The sequence below is a fragment of the Seinonella peptonophila genome (genome assembly GCF_900129355.1).
Lineage (GTDB): Bacteria > Bacillota > Bacilli > Thermoactinomycetales > Thermoactinomycetaceae > Seinonella > Seinonella peptonophila.
In genome coordinates, this window is record NZ_FQVL01000001.1 from 811,194 (window position 1) to 827,733 (window position 16,540).

At 39.5% G+C, this 16,540-nt stretch carries 15 protein-coding genes and 1 riboswitch; of the genes, 9 read left to right on the top strand and 6 right to left on the bottom strand.

All coding sequences use genetic code 11. The annotated features are described in order from the left end of the window. Nucleotides 1-33 precede the first annotated feature (33 nt). Nucleotides 34-122: riboswitch (SAM riboswitch) on the top strand. An 82-nt stretch (nt 123-204) separates the two neighbouring features. The 4 genes from BUB71_RS03905 to csaA all read left to right on the top strand — a co-directional run bounded on the left by BUB71_RS03905 (nt 205) and on the right by csaA (nt 3,041). Next, the gene (locus BUB71_RS03905; protein WP_073152277.1) at nt 205-1,170 is read left to right on the top strand and encodes a methionine ABC transporter ATP-binding protein; all 966 of its coding nucleotides are present in this window, start codon (nt 205-207) and stop codon (nt 1,168-1,170) included. Next, nucleotides 1,164-1,820, top strand: coding sequence for a methionine ABC transporter permease (locus BUB71_RS03910; RefSeq protein WP_245815510.1), 657 nt, complete (start codon nt 1,164-1,166; stop codon nt 1,818-1,820). The genes BUB71_RS03905 and BUB71_RS03910 overlap by 7 nt, the downstream gene beginning before the upstream one ends. A 21-nt stretch (nt 1,821-1,841) precedes the next feature. Further along, a complete protein-coding gene (locus BUB71_RS03915; RefSeq protein WP_073152283.1) occupies nt 1,842-2,639 on the top strand; it encodes a MetQ/NlpA family ABC transporter substrate-binding protein in 798 nt (265 codons plus the stop codon). A gap of 72 nt (nt 2,640-2,711) precedes the next feature. Next, entirely contained in the window at nt 2,712-3,041 is a 330-nt protein-coding gene (csaA, locus tag BUB71_RS03920) for a chaperone CsaA (protein WP_073152286.1), read from the top strand. A 213-nt stretch (nt 3,042-3,254) separates the two neighbouring features. Here the strand turns inward: csaA and katA are convergent, their stop codons facing one another. Both katA and BUB71_RS03930 read right to left on the bottom strand, forming a co-directional pair. After that, on the bottom strand, nt 3,255-4,706 hold the full coding sequence (katA, locus tag BUB71_RS03925) for a catalase KatA (protein WP_073152289.1): 1,452 nt from the start codon (nt 4,704-4,706) through the stop codon (nt 3,255-3,257). Between the two features lie 115 nt (nt 4,707-4,821). Then, nucleotides 4,822-6,795: a YhgE/Pip domain-containing protein gene (locus BUB71_RS03930; protein WP_073152293.1), complete on the bottom strand. Its 1,974-nt coding sequence runs from the start codon at nt 6,793-6,795 to the stop codon at nt 4,822-4,824. Between the two features lie 232 nt (nt 6,796-7,027). Between BUB71_RS03930 and BUB71_RS19395 the strand changes: the two genes are divergently transcribed. From BUB71_RS19395 to BUB71_RS03940, 3 genes are all read left to right on the top strand, one after another. Then, nucleotides 7,028-7,174, top strand: a complete 147-nt coding sequence (locus BUB71_RS19395; RefSeq protein WP_175552274.1) for a hypothetical protein — start codon at nt 7,028-7,030, stop codon at nt 7,172-7,174. A gap of 69 nt (nt 7,175-7,243) precedes the next feature. Next, complete coding sequence (locus BUB71_RS03935; protein ID WP_084731023.1) at nt 7,244-8,809, top strand: alkaline phosphatase family protein; 1,566 nt, start codon at nt 7,244-7,246, stop codon at nt 8,807-8,809. Between the two features lie 63 nt (nt 8,810-8,872). Next, on the top strand, nt 8,873-9,565 hold the full coding sequence (locus tag BUB71_RS03940; RefSeq protein ID WP_073152296.1) for a hypothetical protein: 693 nt from the start codon (nt 8,873-8,875) through the stop codon (nt 9,563-9,565). Here the strand turns inward: BUB71_RS03940 and BUB71_RS03945 are convergent. After that, on the bottom strand, nt 9,552-10,442 hold the full coding sequence (locus BUB71_RS03945; protein ID WP_139278966.1) for a GIY-YIG nuclease family protein: 891 nt from the start codon (nt 10,440-10,442) through the stop codon (nt 9,552-9,554). The genes BUB71_RS03940 and BUB71_RS03945 overlap by 14 nt on opposite strands. A gap of 15 nt (nt 10,443-10,457) precedes the next feature. Beyond that, on the bottom strand, nt 10,458-11,099 hold the full coding sequence (locus BUB71_RS03950) for a bifunctional 4-hydroxy-2-oxoglutarate aldolase/2-dehydro-3-deoxy-phosphogluconate aldolase (RefSeq protein ID WP_084731025.1): 642 nt from the start codon (nt 11,097-11,099) through the stop codon (nt 10,458-10,460). Between the two features lie 187 nt (nt 11,100-11,286). Between BUB71_RS03950 and BUB71_RS03955 the strand changes: the two genes are divergently transcribed. Both BUB71_RS03955 and BUB71_RS03960 read left to right on the top strand, forming a co-directional pair. Next, on the top strand, nt 11,287-12,822 hold the full coding sequence (locus tag BUB71_RS03955) for a fumarate hydratase (protein ID WP_073152303.1): 1,536 nt from the start codon (nt 11,287-11,289) through the stop codon (nt 12,820-12,822). Between the two features lie 208 nt (nt 12,823-13,030). Further along, entirely contained in the window at nt 13,031-13,936 is a 906-nt protein-coding gene (locus BUB71_RS03960) for a DUF1002 domain-containing protein (RefSeq protein ID WP_073152839.1), read from the top strand. Between the two features lie 78 nt (nt 13,937-14,014). Here the strand turns inward: BUB71_RS03960 and sdhB are convergent, their stop codons facing one another. Beyond that, complete coding sequence (gene sdhB / locus BUB71_RS03965; RefSeq protein WP_073152306.1) at nt 14,015-14,767, bottom strand: succinate dehydrogenase iron-sulfur subunit; 753 nt, start codon at nt 14,765-14,767, stop codon at nt 14,015-14,017. Continuing rightward, nucleotides 14,764-16,524, bottom strand: coding sequence for a succinate dehydrogenase flavoprotein subunit (gene sdhA / locus BUB71_RS03970; RefSeq protein WP_073152309.1), 1,761 nt, complete (start codon nt 16,522-16,524; stop codon nt 14,764-14,766). Before sdhA ends, sdhB begins: the two co-directional genes overlap by 4 nt. Between the last annotated feature and the right edge of the window lie 16 nt (nt 16,525-16,540).

Consider the following 16,540-nt stretch of genomic DNA (forward strand, 5'->3'; position numbering starts at 1 on the left):
CTAGGAGTAGTCAGCAATTAAATAAAGTAAGTTCTCTTATCCAGAGAGGTGAAGGGACAGGCCCGTTGATACCTCGGCAACCATCTCATATAGAAAAGGTGCCAATTCCTGCAAGATGAGAGAAGGTGACATCAGTCCGAAAAGATTCCCTTCACATTCTTCTTGTGTGAGGGTTTTTATTTTGCCTAGCAAGGTGGTGAATCAATGATCCAATTTCATCATGTGAGTAAAAGATACGAAGATAAGCAAAAGTCAACTATAGCTGTGGATCGTGTTTCCTTAGCCATTCCTGAAGGAACCATTTACGGCATTATCGGATTTAGCGGAGCTGGGAAAAGCACATTGCTACGCATGATTAATGGTTTAGAAAAACCATCAGAAGGTCAGGTTTTCGTCGCAGATCAAGAAATATCTCAATTAGCTGATACTCAACTTCGAAGCAGACGACAGAAGATGGGCATGATCTTTCAACATTTCCATCTGCTTTGGTCGCGAACAGTACGAGAAAATATTGCTTTTCCTCTCGAAATTGCGGATGTGGACCCAGCAACATTGAATAAGAAAGTAGACTATCTACTGGAAAGAGTCGGATTAACAGAAAAAGCGGATGATTATCCTTCACAGCTTTCTGGGGGACAAAAGCAACGAGTCGGCATAGCTAGAGCCCTCGCAAACGACCCATCAGTTCTTCTTTGCGATGAAGCCACCTCTGCCCTTGATCCTGAGACAACACGCTCCATTCTAAAGCTATTGCAAGAGATTAACCAAGAACTTGGGATTACCCTAGTCATCGTAACTCACGAAATGAGTGTCGTTCAATCTATTTGTCGACAGATGTCCGTCATGGATCATGGAAAAGTGATTGAGGAAGGAACAGTCGAGGAACTATTTAGCAACCCAAAACATCCAATTACGAAACGATTGGTAACAAATGAGCTTAAAAGTGTTGATCATGTTGAAGAGGTTTTATCTATTCATTTGTATGATCTTCGCAACTGGAATTCCATTCAACAATTAATTTCGAGACACCCTGTCCATCTGCAAATTCTTCCTGGAAACTTAAATGTGCATCAGCCGGTTATCTCTTTTAGAGTTCAAGGGAAATCTGAGGATATTACTGCAGTGAAGTCCATTCTTCAATCTGCAAATGAGGAGGGATTATCTTGTTAGCAGATGTTGATTGGGCACTGATTGGTCAAGCAAGTTTGGAAACACTTTACATGGTTAGTATCTCGACTCTTTTTGCTGCTTTGTTCGGAATTCCATTAGGCGTATTGCTTGTTATCACTGAAAAAGGACATCTCTGGGAACAGCCATTGATTCAATCGACACTGAGTCTGATTGTTAATATTTTTCGAGCTGTCCCTTTTATTGTACTTGTTCTATTTCTTTTTCCAGTAGCAAACTTTATTCTGAACACTTCCCTAGGTTCTACAGCAGCTACAATCCCCTTAATCGCAGGCTCTGCGCCTTTTTTTGCTCGAATGGTCGAAACGGCAATTCGCGAAATTGACCGGGGGGTAATGGAAGCAGCTCAATCAATGGGGGCTTCTCACTTTACCATTATTCGAAAAGTTCTTCTTCCCGAAGCTTTACCATCGATCATCTCCGGTTTAACCGTTACTTGTGTTTCGTTAATCAGTTTTTCCGCGATGGCTGGAATCGTAGGTGGTGGTGGACTTGGTGACGCAGCTTATCGATTTGGCTTCCAAGCCTATAATGATTCAATGCTATTCATATGTGGAATTATTTTAATTATTTTGGTTCAGCTTGTTCAAGGAATTGGAGATTGGATGAGTAAACATATAGACAAAAGATAATATCAAAAGGAGCTATTCCGAATGAAAAAGTTTTTTTCAATCATACTATTGGCGATCTTAGTACTTACCGCAATAGCCTGCAATCAAAATACAGCTAAAAAAGAACAAATTTTAACAGTAGCAGCATCGCAAGTTCCCCACTCAGAAATCTTAGAACATGTAAAACCGATTTTGCAGGAAGAAGGAATTCATTTAGAGATCAAAGTCTTTCAAGATTATGTGATCCCAAATAAAGTTGTAAATGAAGGGAAAGCAGATGCGAATTTCTTTCAACATGTTCCTTATATGGAAGAAGCAAATCAAAAAGAGCATTTTCAGTTAGTGAAAGTAACGGGCGTGCATATTGAACCACTCGGCGGATACTCCAAAAAAATAAAGAAGATTGAACAACTCACTATTGGTGCTAAAGTGGCAGTTCCAAGCGATGCAAGCAATCTTACTCGTGCCTTATTACTTCTTGACCAAAATAACATCATCAAGTTAGATAATCGTAACGGAAATAAGACCGAACGAAATATCGTGAGCAATCCTAAACAATTAAAAGTTCAACCACTAGAAGCAGCAATGCTCCCAAGAGTTCTTGATCAAGTTGATCTTGCCGTGATCAACACAAACTATGCCCTACAAGCAAAATTAAATCCAACAAAGGATAGTTTGATTATTGAAGATAAAAATTCTCCATATGTAAATATCCTTGCAACAACAAAAGCAAAACAAAATGATCCTGCTATTCAAAAGCTAGCAAAAGCTTTAAATTCACCAGAAGTAAAACAATTTATCAAGCAGAAATATAAAGGAGCCATTGTTCCAGCATTCTAATAGATGATTGACTCCGATGATCCTCTTATCTATGATCGAGTATTAGAATGAGTGATAGAATGAGGTGGATCAATGGCAACAATTGATGATTTTTTAACACTTGATATCCGGGTTGGGTCAGTTATCAAAGCAGAACCTTTTCCAGACGCACGTAAACCAGCTATAAAGTTAGAAATTGATTTTGGTGCAATAGGGATTAAGCGTTCTTCAGCCCAAATTACAAAGAGATATACGCCAGAACAATTGATCGGGCGACAAGTTGTTGCAGTGGTCAATTTACCCCCAAGGCGTATTGCTGGTTTTCAATCTGAGGTGCTTATTCTCGGCGGAGTCCCTTCAGAAGGAGATGTTGTTTTACTTGCACCCGATCAACCAATCGAAAATGGCACACCTATTGCCTAATAATGAAGAACCAATCTATCTCTCGATCTTAATGAAGATGGATTGGTTCTTTGTTTTGCCTTCTTAAAAACGGTTCCAAAATAAAATCGGCGAAAATTTCATATCCACACTCCTTCATATTAATTTTAATTTAAACAATTATTTTTACAAATAAAAGCCTGATCAGTTTTGATCTAACTGTCAGGTTTTTATTGATCACTATTCAAGTATGCATTATTCGGGAATCGGCAGATTCAATGCTTGGGCTACCCGTTGTCCATATTCAGGATCAGCTTTATAAAAATGTTGAATCTGCCGTAATAGAATCTCTTCCTTTGATACACCCTCCATAGCTGCTGCAATATTTGCTACTAGTCGAGAGCGCTCTGCTTCTGAAAGCAGTCGATATAAATCACCGGCTTGTGTATAGTGGTCATCATGATCATAGGCAACGCTAGCTGCAACTCCAGAAACAACATATTGATGGGCTTTGTTTTCAGGCGTTTCCGTAGGTCCATCAAAACTGTTTGGCTCATAATTAACAGAGTCTCCACCATTTTGATCAAAGCGCATTGCGCCATCTCGTTGATAGTGGTTTACTTCGGTACGTGGTCGATTGATAGGCAACATTTGATGATTTGTACCTACGCGATATCGATGTGCATCATGGTAAGCAAAAAGGCGTCCTTGTAACATCTTATCTGGCGATACATCAATTCCAGGAACCAGAGTTCCAGGAGAGAAAGTGGCCTGTTCCACTTCTGCAAAGTAGTTCTCGGGGTTTCTATTTAAAACCATTTGTCCAACTTCTATCAATGGATAATCTTTTTGTGACCATACTTTGGTCACATCAAATGGGTCAAACCGATATGTGTTAGCATCCTCTAAAGGCATAATCTGTACATATAGCTTCCATTTGGGGTAGTCGCCTTTTTCTATTGAATTATACAAATCTTCTATGTGATAATCAGGATTTTCACCTGCTATTTGTACTGCCACTTTTGGGTCAAGATTTTTAATACCTTGTTCAGTTTTAAAATGATACTTAATCCAGACAGCTTCTCCTTCTGCATTGACCCATTTAAATGTATGACTTCCAAAACCGTGCATATGTCGATATGTCGCTGGAATCCCACGATCAGACATCAAGATCGTTACTTGATGCAACGACTCTGGAGATAAAGACCAAAAATCCCAAACAGCAGTTGGATTTTTCAAATGTGTTTTTGGATCTCTTTTCTGTGTATGGATAAAATCAGGGAATTTAATTGCGTCACGAATAAAAAAAACAGGTGTATTATTTCCTACTAGATCATAGTTTCCATCTTCTGTATAAAATTTCACTGCAAACCCTCGAGGATCACGTACTGTATCCGCTGAACCTAGCTCACCTGCGACAGTTGAAAAACGAACAAAAAGAGGCGTTTGTTTACCAACTTCTGATAAAAAGGAGGCTTTGGTATACTTTGTTAGATCATTAGTCACTTCAAAATAACCATGGGCCCCTGCTCCCTTTGCATGTACAATTCGTTCAGGAATCCGTTCTCGATTGAAATGAGCCAATTTTTCCAATAGATGGACATCTTGAATTAATGTTGGCCCTCGAGAACCAGCCGTTACTGAATTTTGATTATCTCCTACTGGTGCTCCCCAACTTGTCGTCAACTTCTTCTTTTCTGAACCCATTCAATTGTCACCTCGCAGGTTATTAGTTACATTTACAATGATATCATTTCTCAACAAAAAATCAATCCTAATTTAAAATCATTATTAGATGACAACTATGTAATTGTTTCTTTATCTAAGGTGTTCTCTTATTCCACCATGGCTTGAGGAATCTCTCACTTCCCTCAAGCAATAAAGCGGCAGATACTAAAAATATCAATACCTTGACTAAATCTGGTGTAAAAAGATGGATATCACCATTTGAAAGAAGCATTCGGAATCCATGAACGGTATAACTCATGGGTAACCATGGATGGATATTTTGAAAAAACTTAGGCAGTAATTCAATCGGATAGGTTCCTCCACTTGAAGCGAGTTGCAGCATCAAAATAACAATCGAAAGGAAGCGACCTACATTCCCCCACCAAACCGTGAGCAACTGGTTAATCACAACAAAAGTAATCGCTGTTATCATGCTAAATATATAAAACCATACAGGTAATTTAGGCTTAATATTTAAGACTCCATGTAGAAAAGAGACACATATAACGGCTTGAGCGATTGCGATCCAGCTAACGGATAAAAAGTGGATAGGTCTTCCGTCCAGTGTATCTGAAATATGAAATAGATCGGTAACTGTGAACAGTAACATAGCACCTACCCATAAAGAGAGTGAAATAAAGTATGGAGCAAAACCGGTCGCATAATTGGGCACCTGATGAACTTGCTTCTGATTCACTTTAATGGGATTGGAAATGAGCTTTTCTTTTTCTTGCTCATGATCCAGTTCTTTTTTTGCTTGTTTTACGCCTTTTTCTAATTCCGTTGCCAACTTATGTTCTCCATTTGCCAACTGACCAAGCCCTGCATATAGTTGTGTCAATCCTTTTTGTAACTTGGTTAAACCTACACCTAACTGCTGTTGTCCATTGTTTAAACTCTTGACTCCTTGCAGCATCTCCCCTACTTTTTGATTCAGTTGCAATAACCCAATTGCTACTTTTTTGGCGCCTTGGTTTAATTTGTCCAGTTGTTGCAGCTGAAATTGTAATCGCTCTTTCAATTGATTGATCCGATCCTTTATCATATGATCCTTTAATCTTTTTCCCCTTACTTCAATTCTTGTTACAACTTGTTGTAAATCAGTGAAATTTTCATCCATTTGCAAAAAGGGATAACGATCTTTTATGAATTGTATATATGAACCTGCTTGTGCCGAATCGTTCTCTATTTGATTCAGCTTTTCTATAGCGGTAGGTACCTGATCGATTTGGATTTGACTCTTCATTTCATGAATCAGTTGTTGGAATTGCCGGACTTTTGAAACGACCAATTCGGTACCAAATACAACTTGACTTGCTCCATTGCTCAAAAGTCTCGTTGCTGTTTGCAACCGATTTACGCCACTGGTCAATTGCATGAGCCCAGCCTGTAATTTCTGATTTCCTACAATCAATTGGTTCGTGCCATTTTTTAATTTCAATGCTGCATTGCTTGCTTGTTTTCCTTTTTCTGCTAATGTTTTTGCTCCCTTAGCTGCTTGGTTAAGTTGATGAGTTGAGCGACGGATTTGCTGAAAAATCGTCTTTACATACAGTTGCGTCATGGCATGAGAAATTTGTGCTTCTAATTCGCGAATCATCGTTTTTCCAAGGCTACCAGCTAAATAGTTTTGACTTTGATCTATATAATATAAAATCTCACTCTGCTCAGGCGATGAGGTAGAGACTGATACGGCTCGTTTAGAAAATGATCTTGGAATGACCACACCCAAATAATAATTTCCAGATAAAAAGCTCTGCTCCATCTTGTTTCGATTCATAAATGTCCATTTCATATGTTTATTTTTTTTTAATTCACTTACCAATTGGTCGCCTAAATTTATTTTCCTTCCATCTACAGTTGCACCTTGATCTTCATTTACTATGGCTACGGATAATTCTTCGACATGTTTATAAGGGTCATAAAATGCAGCTAAATAAATCGAAGAATAGACAAGTGGGATCACAAGAATTCCTAATAATGAAAGGCGAAACGACTGGATCGACCACATCTTCCTTAAATCTTCTTGTCCCCAATTGATTTTAGGTAAATGCCACTTGCGTCCCATCTCGTCTCACCTCCTGCCCTTTATCTTTATCACTTCAAAAGCAATTCATGACAAAAGACATATCCATACTAAGTAAAACCTTTCATGACAAGGAAGAGCCTGATTTCTAGGAAGATGAAAATTAGTTTGTCTACACTCTAAAAGAAATAGTCATCTATCTTAGGACATCTGCCTTTCCAATATCTGGGTGATTGAATATGTTTAAGATGAAAGCCAATGGAGGTGAATATTTATGGGTAACACAAACTGTGGTTATGGATATGGCTATGGTTATGGATTTAGATCTGGCTGGCAAAGATTGTTGATCTTTTTGCTTGTCATTGCAACCATTTTTGTATTTGCTTGCCAAGGATTTGACGGTTTTTATGGAAGATGCTAGATTTTCTAGCTGAATAAAAGCAGGGGTTCCGTGGGAAATTGAACATAAGAAGAAAGGAGCCCCTGCTTTATGTATACAATCATCACATTGATCATTCTTGGGATTATTTGCTTAATCGGCTATTATTTATTTCGTAACTTGGAGCAAAAAGCGCCAAGAAAGATTCAGCTCAGACAACCATATAAACCCATTGTCATGATTGTAATTGACTCTTTGATGGATTCTACAGTTGAACAAACAATTCAAATGAAAAAGGCTCCTGCCCTTGCATTTCTCAAAGAACATGGAACATATTATGCAGAGGTAGTCAGTTGCTTTCCTACTATGTCAGTCTGCATTGATACCACTTTATTAACAGGTACATTGCCTCAGCAACATCAAATTTATGGGCTCTGTTATTATGACAGCAGTCAAAAAGAATGGATCAATATTGGAACAGGAGCAAAGGAAAGTGTAGCAGTTGGCTTTCGAGAAGTGTTGACAAATAGCTTGATTCGTCTAAATCAGCAATTGATCAGCCGTTCGGTATCAACCATTCATGAATCGACTCCCATGCCAACAGGTTCTATAGGGGCGTTTATCTATCGAGGGCTTAATAAATATCAGCTAAAGGTACCTCGTTTATTTCGATGGCTCAACATTCTTCCACCTAAGATTGAAACAGTAGGCCCTGAAGTCTTTTCTTTTGGCTCCATGCATCAAATCGGTACAAATTCAAAAGGTGGCCAACCCTGGTATCGATATGGAGAAAACGACCGTTTTTCAACGAATGAACTTCTCGCGCTTTTATATCAAAATCGTCTTCCTGTTTTTACGCTCGTTTATTTTCCTACAAATGATGATTATATTCATCAAAAAGGGACATGGGTTACAAAAGGACTCCACAAAGCTGATCTACAATTGCAACGCCTTCTTAACGCCTTTCCTTCTTGGGAAGAAGCAGTCGAGCAAATCACTTGGGTAATCCTTGGTGACAGCGGTCAAACAGATACATTACCTGATCATAAGGAAGCCTTCGTGGACATGGAAATTCTTCTTTCCAAATATCGATTAATGCCCACAAAATCAAAAAAACCGCGCGCGAATGATCAACTTGTTCTGTCTGTTAACGAACGAATGAGCTATATTCATATTCTAGATCCAAAGATCGATCCTGCCTCCCTTGCGCGAGAATTACAAACTCATCCTTTCTTTGATCTTATTGCATGGTGGGAAAAGGAAACGTGTCAAGTGGTGAGTGGGGAACGTCCTGGAGTATTTTCATTTTCTAAAAATGGGCCATTTTACGATCGCTATGATCAAAACTGGCAGCTTCAAGGAAATCATGAGATCTTAGACCTTGAATTAAAAGGTGAGGAAATCATCTATCATCGTTATCCTGATGTATTACAAAGGTTATGGGGAGTTTATGAACCAGGAGTAGCGAAATTGGTTTTAACTGTAAAACCTGGATATGAAATGATTTTCCAAAGTTCTCCTCGACATAGGGGTGCTTCACATGGATCGTTGCATGCCCAGGATTCGCTTGTTCCAATGATTATTACTGGAGAACATCACCCGCCAAAACATTTGCGGATTCTCGATTTAAAGGAATGGATTTTGGATTTAATTAAATTCCAACAAAAAAAGGTATAGGATAGGCTGTTCCATTCATACAAAATAGAGATAATCTATTTCTAAAGAGGCGGATCATTCAAAATGAAATATATATCTCTTCGTTTCATAAAAATGGAACAGCTCTGTCCCGTTTTACCGCTGGAAGTGCTCTCTTTTCAAGAAATGAAAAATGAACAAACACTTGAATCAGTCCAAATGGATCAACTACCTGAGCTGATTCAAGATGCAATCCGGATGGGTAAACTAGCAGTAGAAAGAAGACCCACGCTTGCAAACTTAACCGACTTAATCAATCATTTATTAAAACAAAAGATTCAAGTACGTTTCCTAGATCGACATCCCACTGATCAACATGTACGAGCACAATATCAAACAGGAAAGCATCCTTGCATTACCATCTATCGCTCGTCAATTCAACAGATGGAACGCTTTTTCCGGCAACAACTAGCCCCTGTTGACCCTAAGGAATTATATATGTTGCACCTGTTCCATGAATGGTTTCATCATCTTGAAGAGGTAGAAATTGGGCGTATTGATCGAAAGTTGGCAAAACAATATAGACAAAGACGCTTTCAAAGAATTGTGATACCTCAAGTACGCGAAATTGCAGCTCACGCCTTTACGCAACAAATGATGAACCTATCATGGTCTCCACTACTGTTAGATCATTTGTTATCATTTCAAAAACAACCTCACTCATCTATCAGTTTGAGAGAACATTTCCATCAATTAAAGGATGAATTTTCCAAAATGGCTGAAGTCACGAGCTCTTAATCTGTTTCTGCATTTCCTCATAGAGCATCGCTACCACCTGATGTTCAATTTGCTGCACCATTTCCTCAGGTATGGTACGGAGATAAGAATCAAATCGCTTCCACTCCTGATGGTTGAAATCATTGTTTTTGATATGAATATATTTTTGCAAATCGCGAAGCCGTATATCGAGTTTAAGCACAGAATAATCTGAATCAAACGATGAAGCGATCTCGACACCTTCTGGAAATTCTGGTTGCATTTGCTGTCGACAAAAATAAGCGATCGCTTGTCGCTCAGCTTCATTTTCCCAAATCATATAACTGAGCAATGAAAATTGTTGCCTGATCATGAATGTATCCTGACGAGTCTCAGTAGCTATATGTGCATAAACACGATCTCGAATACTCGGTGCATGATTCACATAAAGAAGCCTATGATTTTCATCATAAAAAAAATAAATACCAGGTTGCTGAGGTAAGGTCAATTTCCGAATCTCAGCACGAACTGATGGTGTAAACAGATTTTCCAGATCAATATATCCCTTTAAATATTGATCTGGAATAGAAAATTGGTATTTTTTTTGATAACGATTTCCTTCAAAACCATAAATGGAATGCTCTAAGGCAAATTGATCATCCGTGTCAAGTGCCTGCATGATAAAGAAGTCTGACTCCTCACCCCAACGAGAATTTTTCCGTATCATATCGACTGCTTGATATTCTTTGTTTGTATATGTATCCAGAATGATATCCTTTAGCTTTAACGCATAAATCTCCTCTTCATACTCAAAAGGTGCATAAAACTCCAGACAATTCCAATCTATCCTTGTCCCCGTTGCCCATGGAGAAGTGGAACTCTTTTTGGCACGAAGTAGTTGTTTCAAACGTTTCATCATATGCATTCTCCCTTCCTAAAACACCTTTGCTTTTTGAATGATCCCAGAGGCTCGCTGTTTAATCTGCTCCCAATTTTGTGTTGCGATAGATTGCGGATCAAATAAATGTGAACCAAACGCAACGCCAACTGCTCCTGCCCTTAGATAATCTTGCATATTTTCTGGCGTAACTCCACCGACAGCAATTGGTTTTACTTGTTCAAAAGGTCCTTTTAACGATTGAATATAGGAAGGTCCAAATAGAGCAATTGGAAAAATTTTCACCACTTCTAATCCCATTCGTAATGCTGCTGCTACTTCAGTAGGGGTCATTACGCCAGGCCAAATCTCTACATCTCTTTCTAAAGCTGCATCAATTACCGCTGGATCAAAGTGGGGCGTAATCAAAAAAGAGGCGCCAGCAGCAACGGCATCTTGTACCATTTGAGGTGACATAACGGTTCCTGCTCCAATTAGAACTTCTGAAGGTAGCTGCTCCCTCCACGCAGAAAGTATACTGAGTGCATCTGGTGTATTCAATGTTACTTCTATTAGACGAACTCCACCCTCGGCTAATGCGATTCCAGAGCGAATAGCTCTCTCTTGTTCAACTCCACGCATAATGGCAATAACTTTTGTTTGTTCTAACAATGCAGATGGGCTTAGATTTTTGTTCAACCTGATCGCCTCCTAGGAAAATAGAAACATCAATATCGAATAAGCAAGGGAACTCGCCCCTTATTATACAGGAAAATACGACCATTTTTTATCTCATCTTGAACTCATTCCACCTATCGCACAACTTTTGATGATGATCTATAATAGGATAGAATTCATAGATTAGATGAGAGAAGGTTTAGGCAAAATGCAAGGACTAAAAGACTCAATCTATCAATTAATTACAGAAACATCAACGAATCTTCCGCCCGATGTTCGATTTGCGATCAAACAGGGAAAAGAAAACGAGAGCGCTGGAACTCGTTCCTCCATCGCCCTGTCGACCATCACAAAAAATATCGATATGGCAGAAGAAAATATTTCTCCTATTTGCCAAGATACAGGTATGCCAACATTTGAAATCCATGTTCCTGTAGGGGTTAATCAAATAAAAATGACAAGGGCAATTAAAGAGGCCATTGTCAAAGCGACCGAGCAGGGAAAACTTCGGCCAAATTCTGTCGACTCATTAACTGGTAAAAACAGTGGAAACAACTTAGGCATTGGTGTCCCTGTTATTCATTTTACTCAGTGGGAAAAAAATGAAATCGATATCCGCTTGATCCTAAAAGGTGGCGGTTGTGAAAATAAAAATATCCAATATAGCCTTCCATGTGAGTTACCTGGACTCGGTCGAGCGGGTCGTGATTTGGATGGTATTCGTAAATGCATTCTACACAGTGTATATCAAGCACAGGGACAGGGTTGTAGTGCGGGCTTTATTGGTGTAGGCATTGGCGGAGACCGTACGAGCGGATACCAACTAGCAAAGCAACAGCTCTTTCGAAAAGTAGATGACCAAAATCCAATTCCTGATTTAGCTAAATTAGAAGCATATATCCTTGAAACAGCAAATCAACTCGGCATTGGAACAATGGGTTTCGGAGGAGAAGCGACTCTATTAGGCTGTAAAATTGGCGTGATGGATCGAATTCCTGCTAGTTTTTTTGTTTCTGTTGCCTATAATTGCTGGGCATATCGTCGACAAGGTATTATAGTCAATGCAGAAACAGGTGAAATTGAACGTTGGCTTTATAAAGATGAACCAACCTCTGCTGCTCCTCAGCAAACAAAGCAGCAAGAATCAGCAGATGTATTCTCTAATGGAAAAGTACTAACAACACCACTTAGCGAAAAAGAGGTTCGCGAATTAAAAGTAGGAGATGTGGTCATCATCAATGGTCTCATTCATACCGGGCGTGATGCGCTGCATAAATATCTGATGGACCATGATTCTCCTGTTGATCTAACGAATGGTGTACTCTATCATTGCGGGCCTGTTATGTTAAAAGACGATGATGGAAATTGGGTTGTGAAAGCGGCTGGTCCAACAACGAGCATACGAGAAGAGCCATACCAAGCCGATATTATCAAGAAGTTTGGTCTACGTGCGATTATTGGCAAAGGCGGTATGGGTGCGAAGACGTTGCAAGGGTTAAAAGAGCATGGAGCTGTCTATTTAAATGCAATTGGTGGAGCCGCACAATACTATGCGGATTGTATGGAAACTGTAGAGGGTGTGGATTTTGCTGAATTTGGAATTCCTGAGGCAATGTGGCATCTCCGAGTACAAGGATTTGCTGCCATTGTGACGATGGATGCACATGGAAACAGCTTGCATAAAGATGTGGAAATGTCTGCTCTTGAACGGCTAGCACAGTTTAAAGACCGTGTGTTTGACTAATTGTAGACTTTCAAGGTACAATTAAATTATTCATAAATAAAAGGTGCATAACCTTGCTCCTCTCTTGTAGCAATTGTAAATATTTTGTAAAATGAAAATGAGATGTAGAGAAAAAGAGAAGTACTTACAGTTGTGTCAAATTGGTCTGAACTCCTTTGGGTTCACATTTTGATACGACTGAATTTTTTGAGGGGGTTACACATTGAAAATGGGGAAAAGATTTCGTTTGCTCTTTTTATCGATCGTTCTTATTTTGGCGATGGCTTTACCTACAGCGGTCTTTGCGGATGCAGTTGCAGGTGATACCGTTGTAACACTTGGTCATGACTTAACTGAACAACAGAAAAATGCAATTTTACAAGAAATGGGTGTCGATCCAAACGCTAGTAATGTGAAAAAGATCGAAGTTACAAATGAAGAGGAACATCAATATGCTGGTAAATATGCAAGTAAAGCGCAAATTGGTACTCGCGCGCTCTCCTCTGCAAAAATTGTTCTAATAGGATCAGGAAAAGGTATTACGGTGAAGACCCATAATATCACAACTATTACTGAAGCGATGTATGCAAGTGCCGCCATTACAGCTGGTGTAAAAGATGCTGAAATATATGTAACCGCTCCTTTTGCCGTCTCAGGAACTGCTGGTTTGACAGGAATCTTAAAAGCTTATGAAACGGCAACAGGGAAAAAGATTAGCGAAGATCAAAAACAGGTAGCGAGCGAGGAATTAGCACGAACACAAGAACTAGGAAAACAATTGGGTGACAACAACAAAGCAGCTCAATTCATCACCAAAGTAAAAGAACAAATTGCTACAGAAAAACCAAAGACACCTGAAGAATATCGTGATATCATCATAAATGTCTCAAATGACTTTAACATTAACTTAAACGAAACAACCGTTAATCAATTGGTTCAGTTCAGCCAAAACTTTGCGAAGTTAAATATTGATTGGAACGTAATCAGCTCGCAAATCGAAAAATTGCAAGGTGGCTTGAGTGATATCCTAACTTCTGTTCCTGCTCAAGGGATTATTGACACAGTATTAGAATGGCTTGGTAGTGTCTTTAGTGCGATTGGAGATATCTTCACTTCAAGTTCATCACGTAATTAAGGCTAACTGCTACGATAAATCTATGGCACTATACAAAGAAACCCTTGCTTCCTAGGAAGCAAGGGTTTCTGTTTGGGTTTAAAATGATAGCCATTTTTTCAATACAAAACGTGTCGATTCACGATTCATTATCGCAATTGAAGTTGTCAATGGTATTCCTTTTGGACATGCTTGAACACAGTTTTGTGAATTTCCACATTCTTGTAATCCACCTTCACCAATTAAAGCAGATGTCCGTTCATCTTTATTTAAAGCTCCTGTTGGGTGTGCATTAAAGAGATTCACCTGACCAACAATAAAAGGTCCCATAAAATCTGAACTATTATTTACATTTGGGCAAGCCTGCAAACAAACACCACAAGTCATACATTTGGAAAGCTCATAGCGCCAATCACTTTCTTCTTGGGACTGGCGTGGGCCTGGGCCGAGATCATGGCTGCCATCGATTGGAATCCATGCTTTTACTCTTTTTAGTGCATCAAACATCCGTCCACGATCGACGATTAGATCACGAATTACTGGGAATGTGTTCATCGGTGAAATACGAATAGGTTGCTCAAGTTTATCGATCAATGCAGAACATGCCTGACGTGGACGTCCGTTGATCACCATCGAACAAGCTCCGCATACTTCTTCTAAACAGTTTGATTCCCATTGAATTGGGCGTACCTTTTCCCCTGCTGCATTGACGGGATTTCTTTGAATCTCCATAAATGCTGAGATCACATTCATATTCTGTCGATAAGGGATACGAAATTCTTCTTGGTAAGGTCTGCTATCCGGATCATCTTGTCTTGTGACAATCAAGCGGATGGTACGTTGTTCGCTCATGAATTCGCTGCCCCTTTCTTAGCAACATCATAACGACGCGGACGCGGTTTAATCAGAGAGACATCAACAGATTCATAGTCGAATTTAGGGCCATCAGGTGTAAAGCTAGCCAATGTTGTTTTTAACCAGTCTTCATCATTACGATCTGGAAAATCTGGTTTATAGTGTGCCCCACGACTTTCATTACGATTATACGCACCCAGTGTAATTACACGAGCTAATTGTAACATGTTCCACAATTGACGTGTAAATGGTACTGCTTGGTTACTCCAACGACTTGTATCTATCATATCAATCTTTTGATAGCGTTCTATCAATTCCTGAATCTTTTCATCTGTTTTTAATAAGCGATCATTATGCCGAACCACAGTTACATTATCCGTCATCCACTCACCTAATTCTTTATGAATAAGATAAGCATTTTCTGTTCCTTCCATATTCAAAAGTTGTTCATATTGATCTTCACGATCTTTGCGTTGTGATTCACCAAAATCGGGAGCAAAGCTATCGACATGTTTATCCAATCCACGAATATACGCTAATGCGTTTGGAGCTGTTACCATTCCACCATAGATACAGGAAAGGAGTGAGTTTGCACCCAATCGGTTTGCTCCATGATATTGATATTCACATTCACCAGCGGCAAATAGCCCTGGAATGTTGGTCATTTGATTAAAATCTACCCACATTCCACCCATTGAATAATGAACCGCAGGGAAAATACGCATAGGTACTTTATGTGGATCTTCTCCAATAAATTTCTCATAAATCTCAATAATCCCACCCAATTTGCGATCAAGCTCTTTTGGGTCTTTATGAGATAAATCAAGATAGACCATATTTTCTCCGTTTATGCCTAATTTATCATCAACACAAACTTTAAAAATGGCCCGTGTAGCAATATCACGTGGAACGAGATTTCCATATTCAGGATACATCTCTTCTAAGAAATACCAAGGCTTCCCATCCTTATATGTCCAGATTCGTCCGCCTTCACCTCTAGCAGATTCTGACATTAAGCGCAATTTATCATCACCAGGAATCGCTGTGGGATGAACTTGAATAAATTCACCATTCGCATAGGTAACGCCTTGCTGATAGACAGCACTAGCGGCAGTACCTGTATTAATCATGGAGTTTGTTGTCTTGCCAAAAATAATCCCAGGGCCACCTGTAGCCAAGATCACAGCATCAGCAAGGAAAGAGCGAATCTCCCCTCCACGCAAATTTTGAGCAACAATTCCACGACAGCGTCCCTCATCATCCTGAATAATACCTAGAAACTCCCAATGTTCATACTTAGTCACTTTTCCTTCTGTTTCATAGCGACGTACCTGCTCATCAAGTGCATATAACAATTGTTGTCCCGTGGTTGCGCCCGCAAAAGCAGTACGATGGTGCTTGGTGCCACCAAATCGACGAAAATCAATTAATCCCTCTGGTGTACGGGTAAAAGGTACACCCATACGATCCATTAAGTAGATAATTCCTGGAGCAGCCTCACACATGGCTTTTACAGGTGGTTGATTCGCCAAGAAATCTCCGCCGTAAATGGTATCATCAAAATGTTCCCAAGGCGAGTCTCCTTCACCTTTTGTATTAACTGCTCCGTTGATTCCACCTTGTGCACAAACCGAGTGAGAGCGTTTCACTGGAACAATCGAAAATAGTTCAATATTCGCGCCTAATTCGGCTGCCTTGATGGTGGCCATCAATCCCGCGAGACCACCACCGACAATGATACATTTTTCATTCATTGACAAGTGCTCCCTT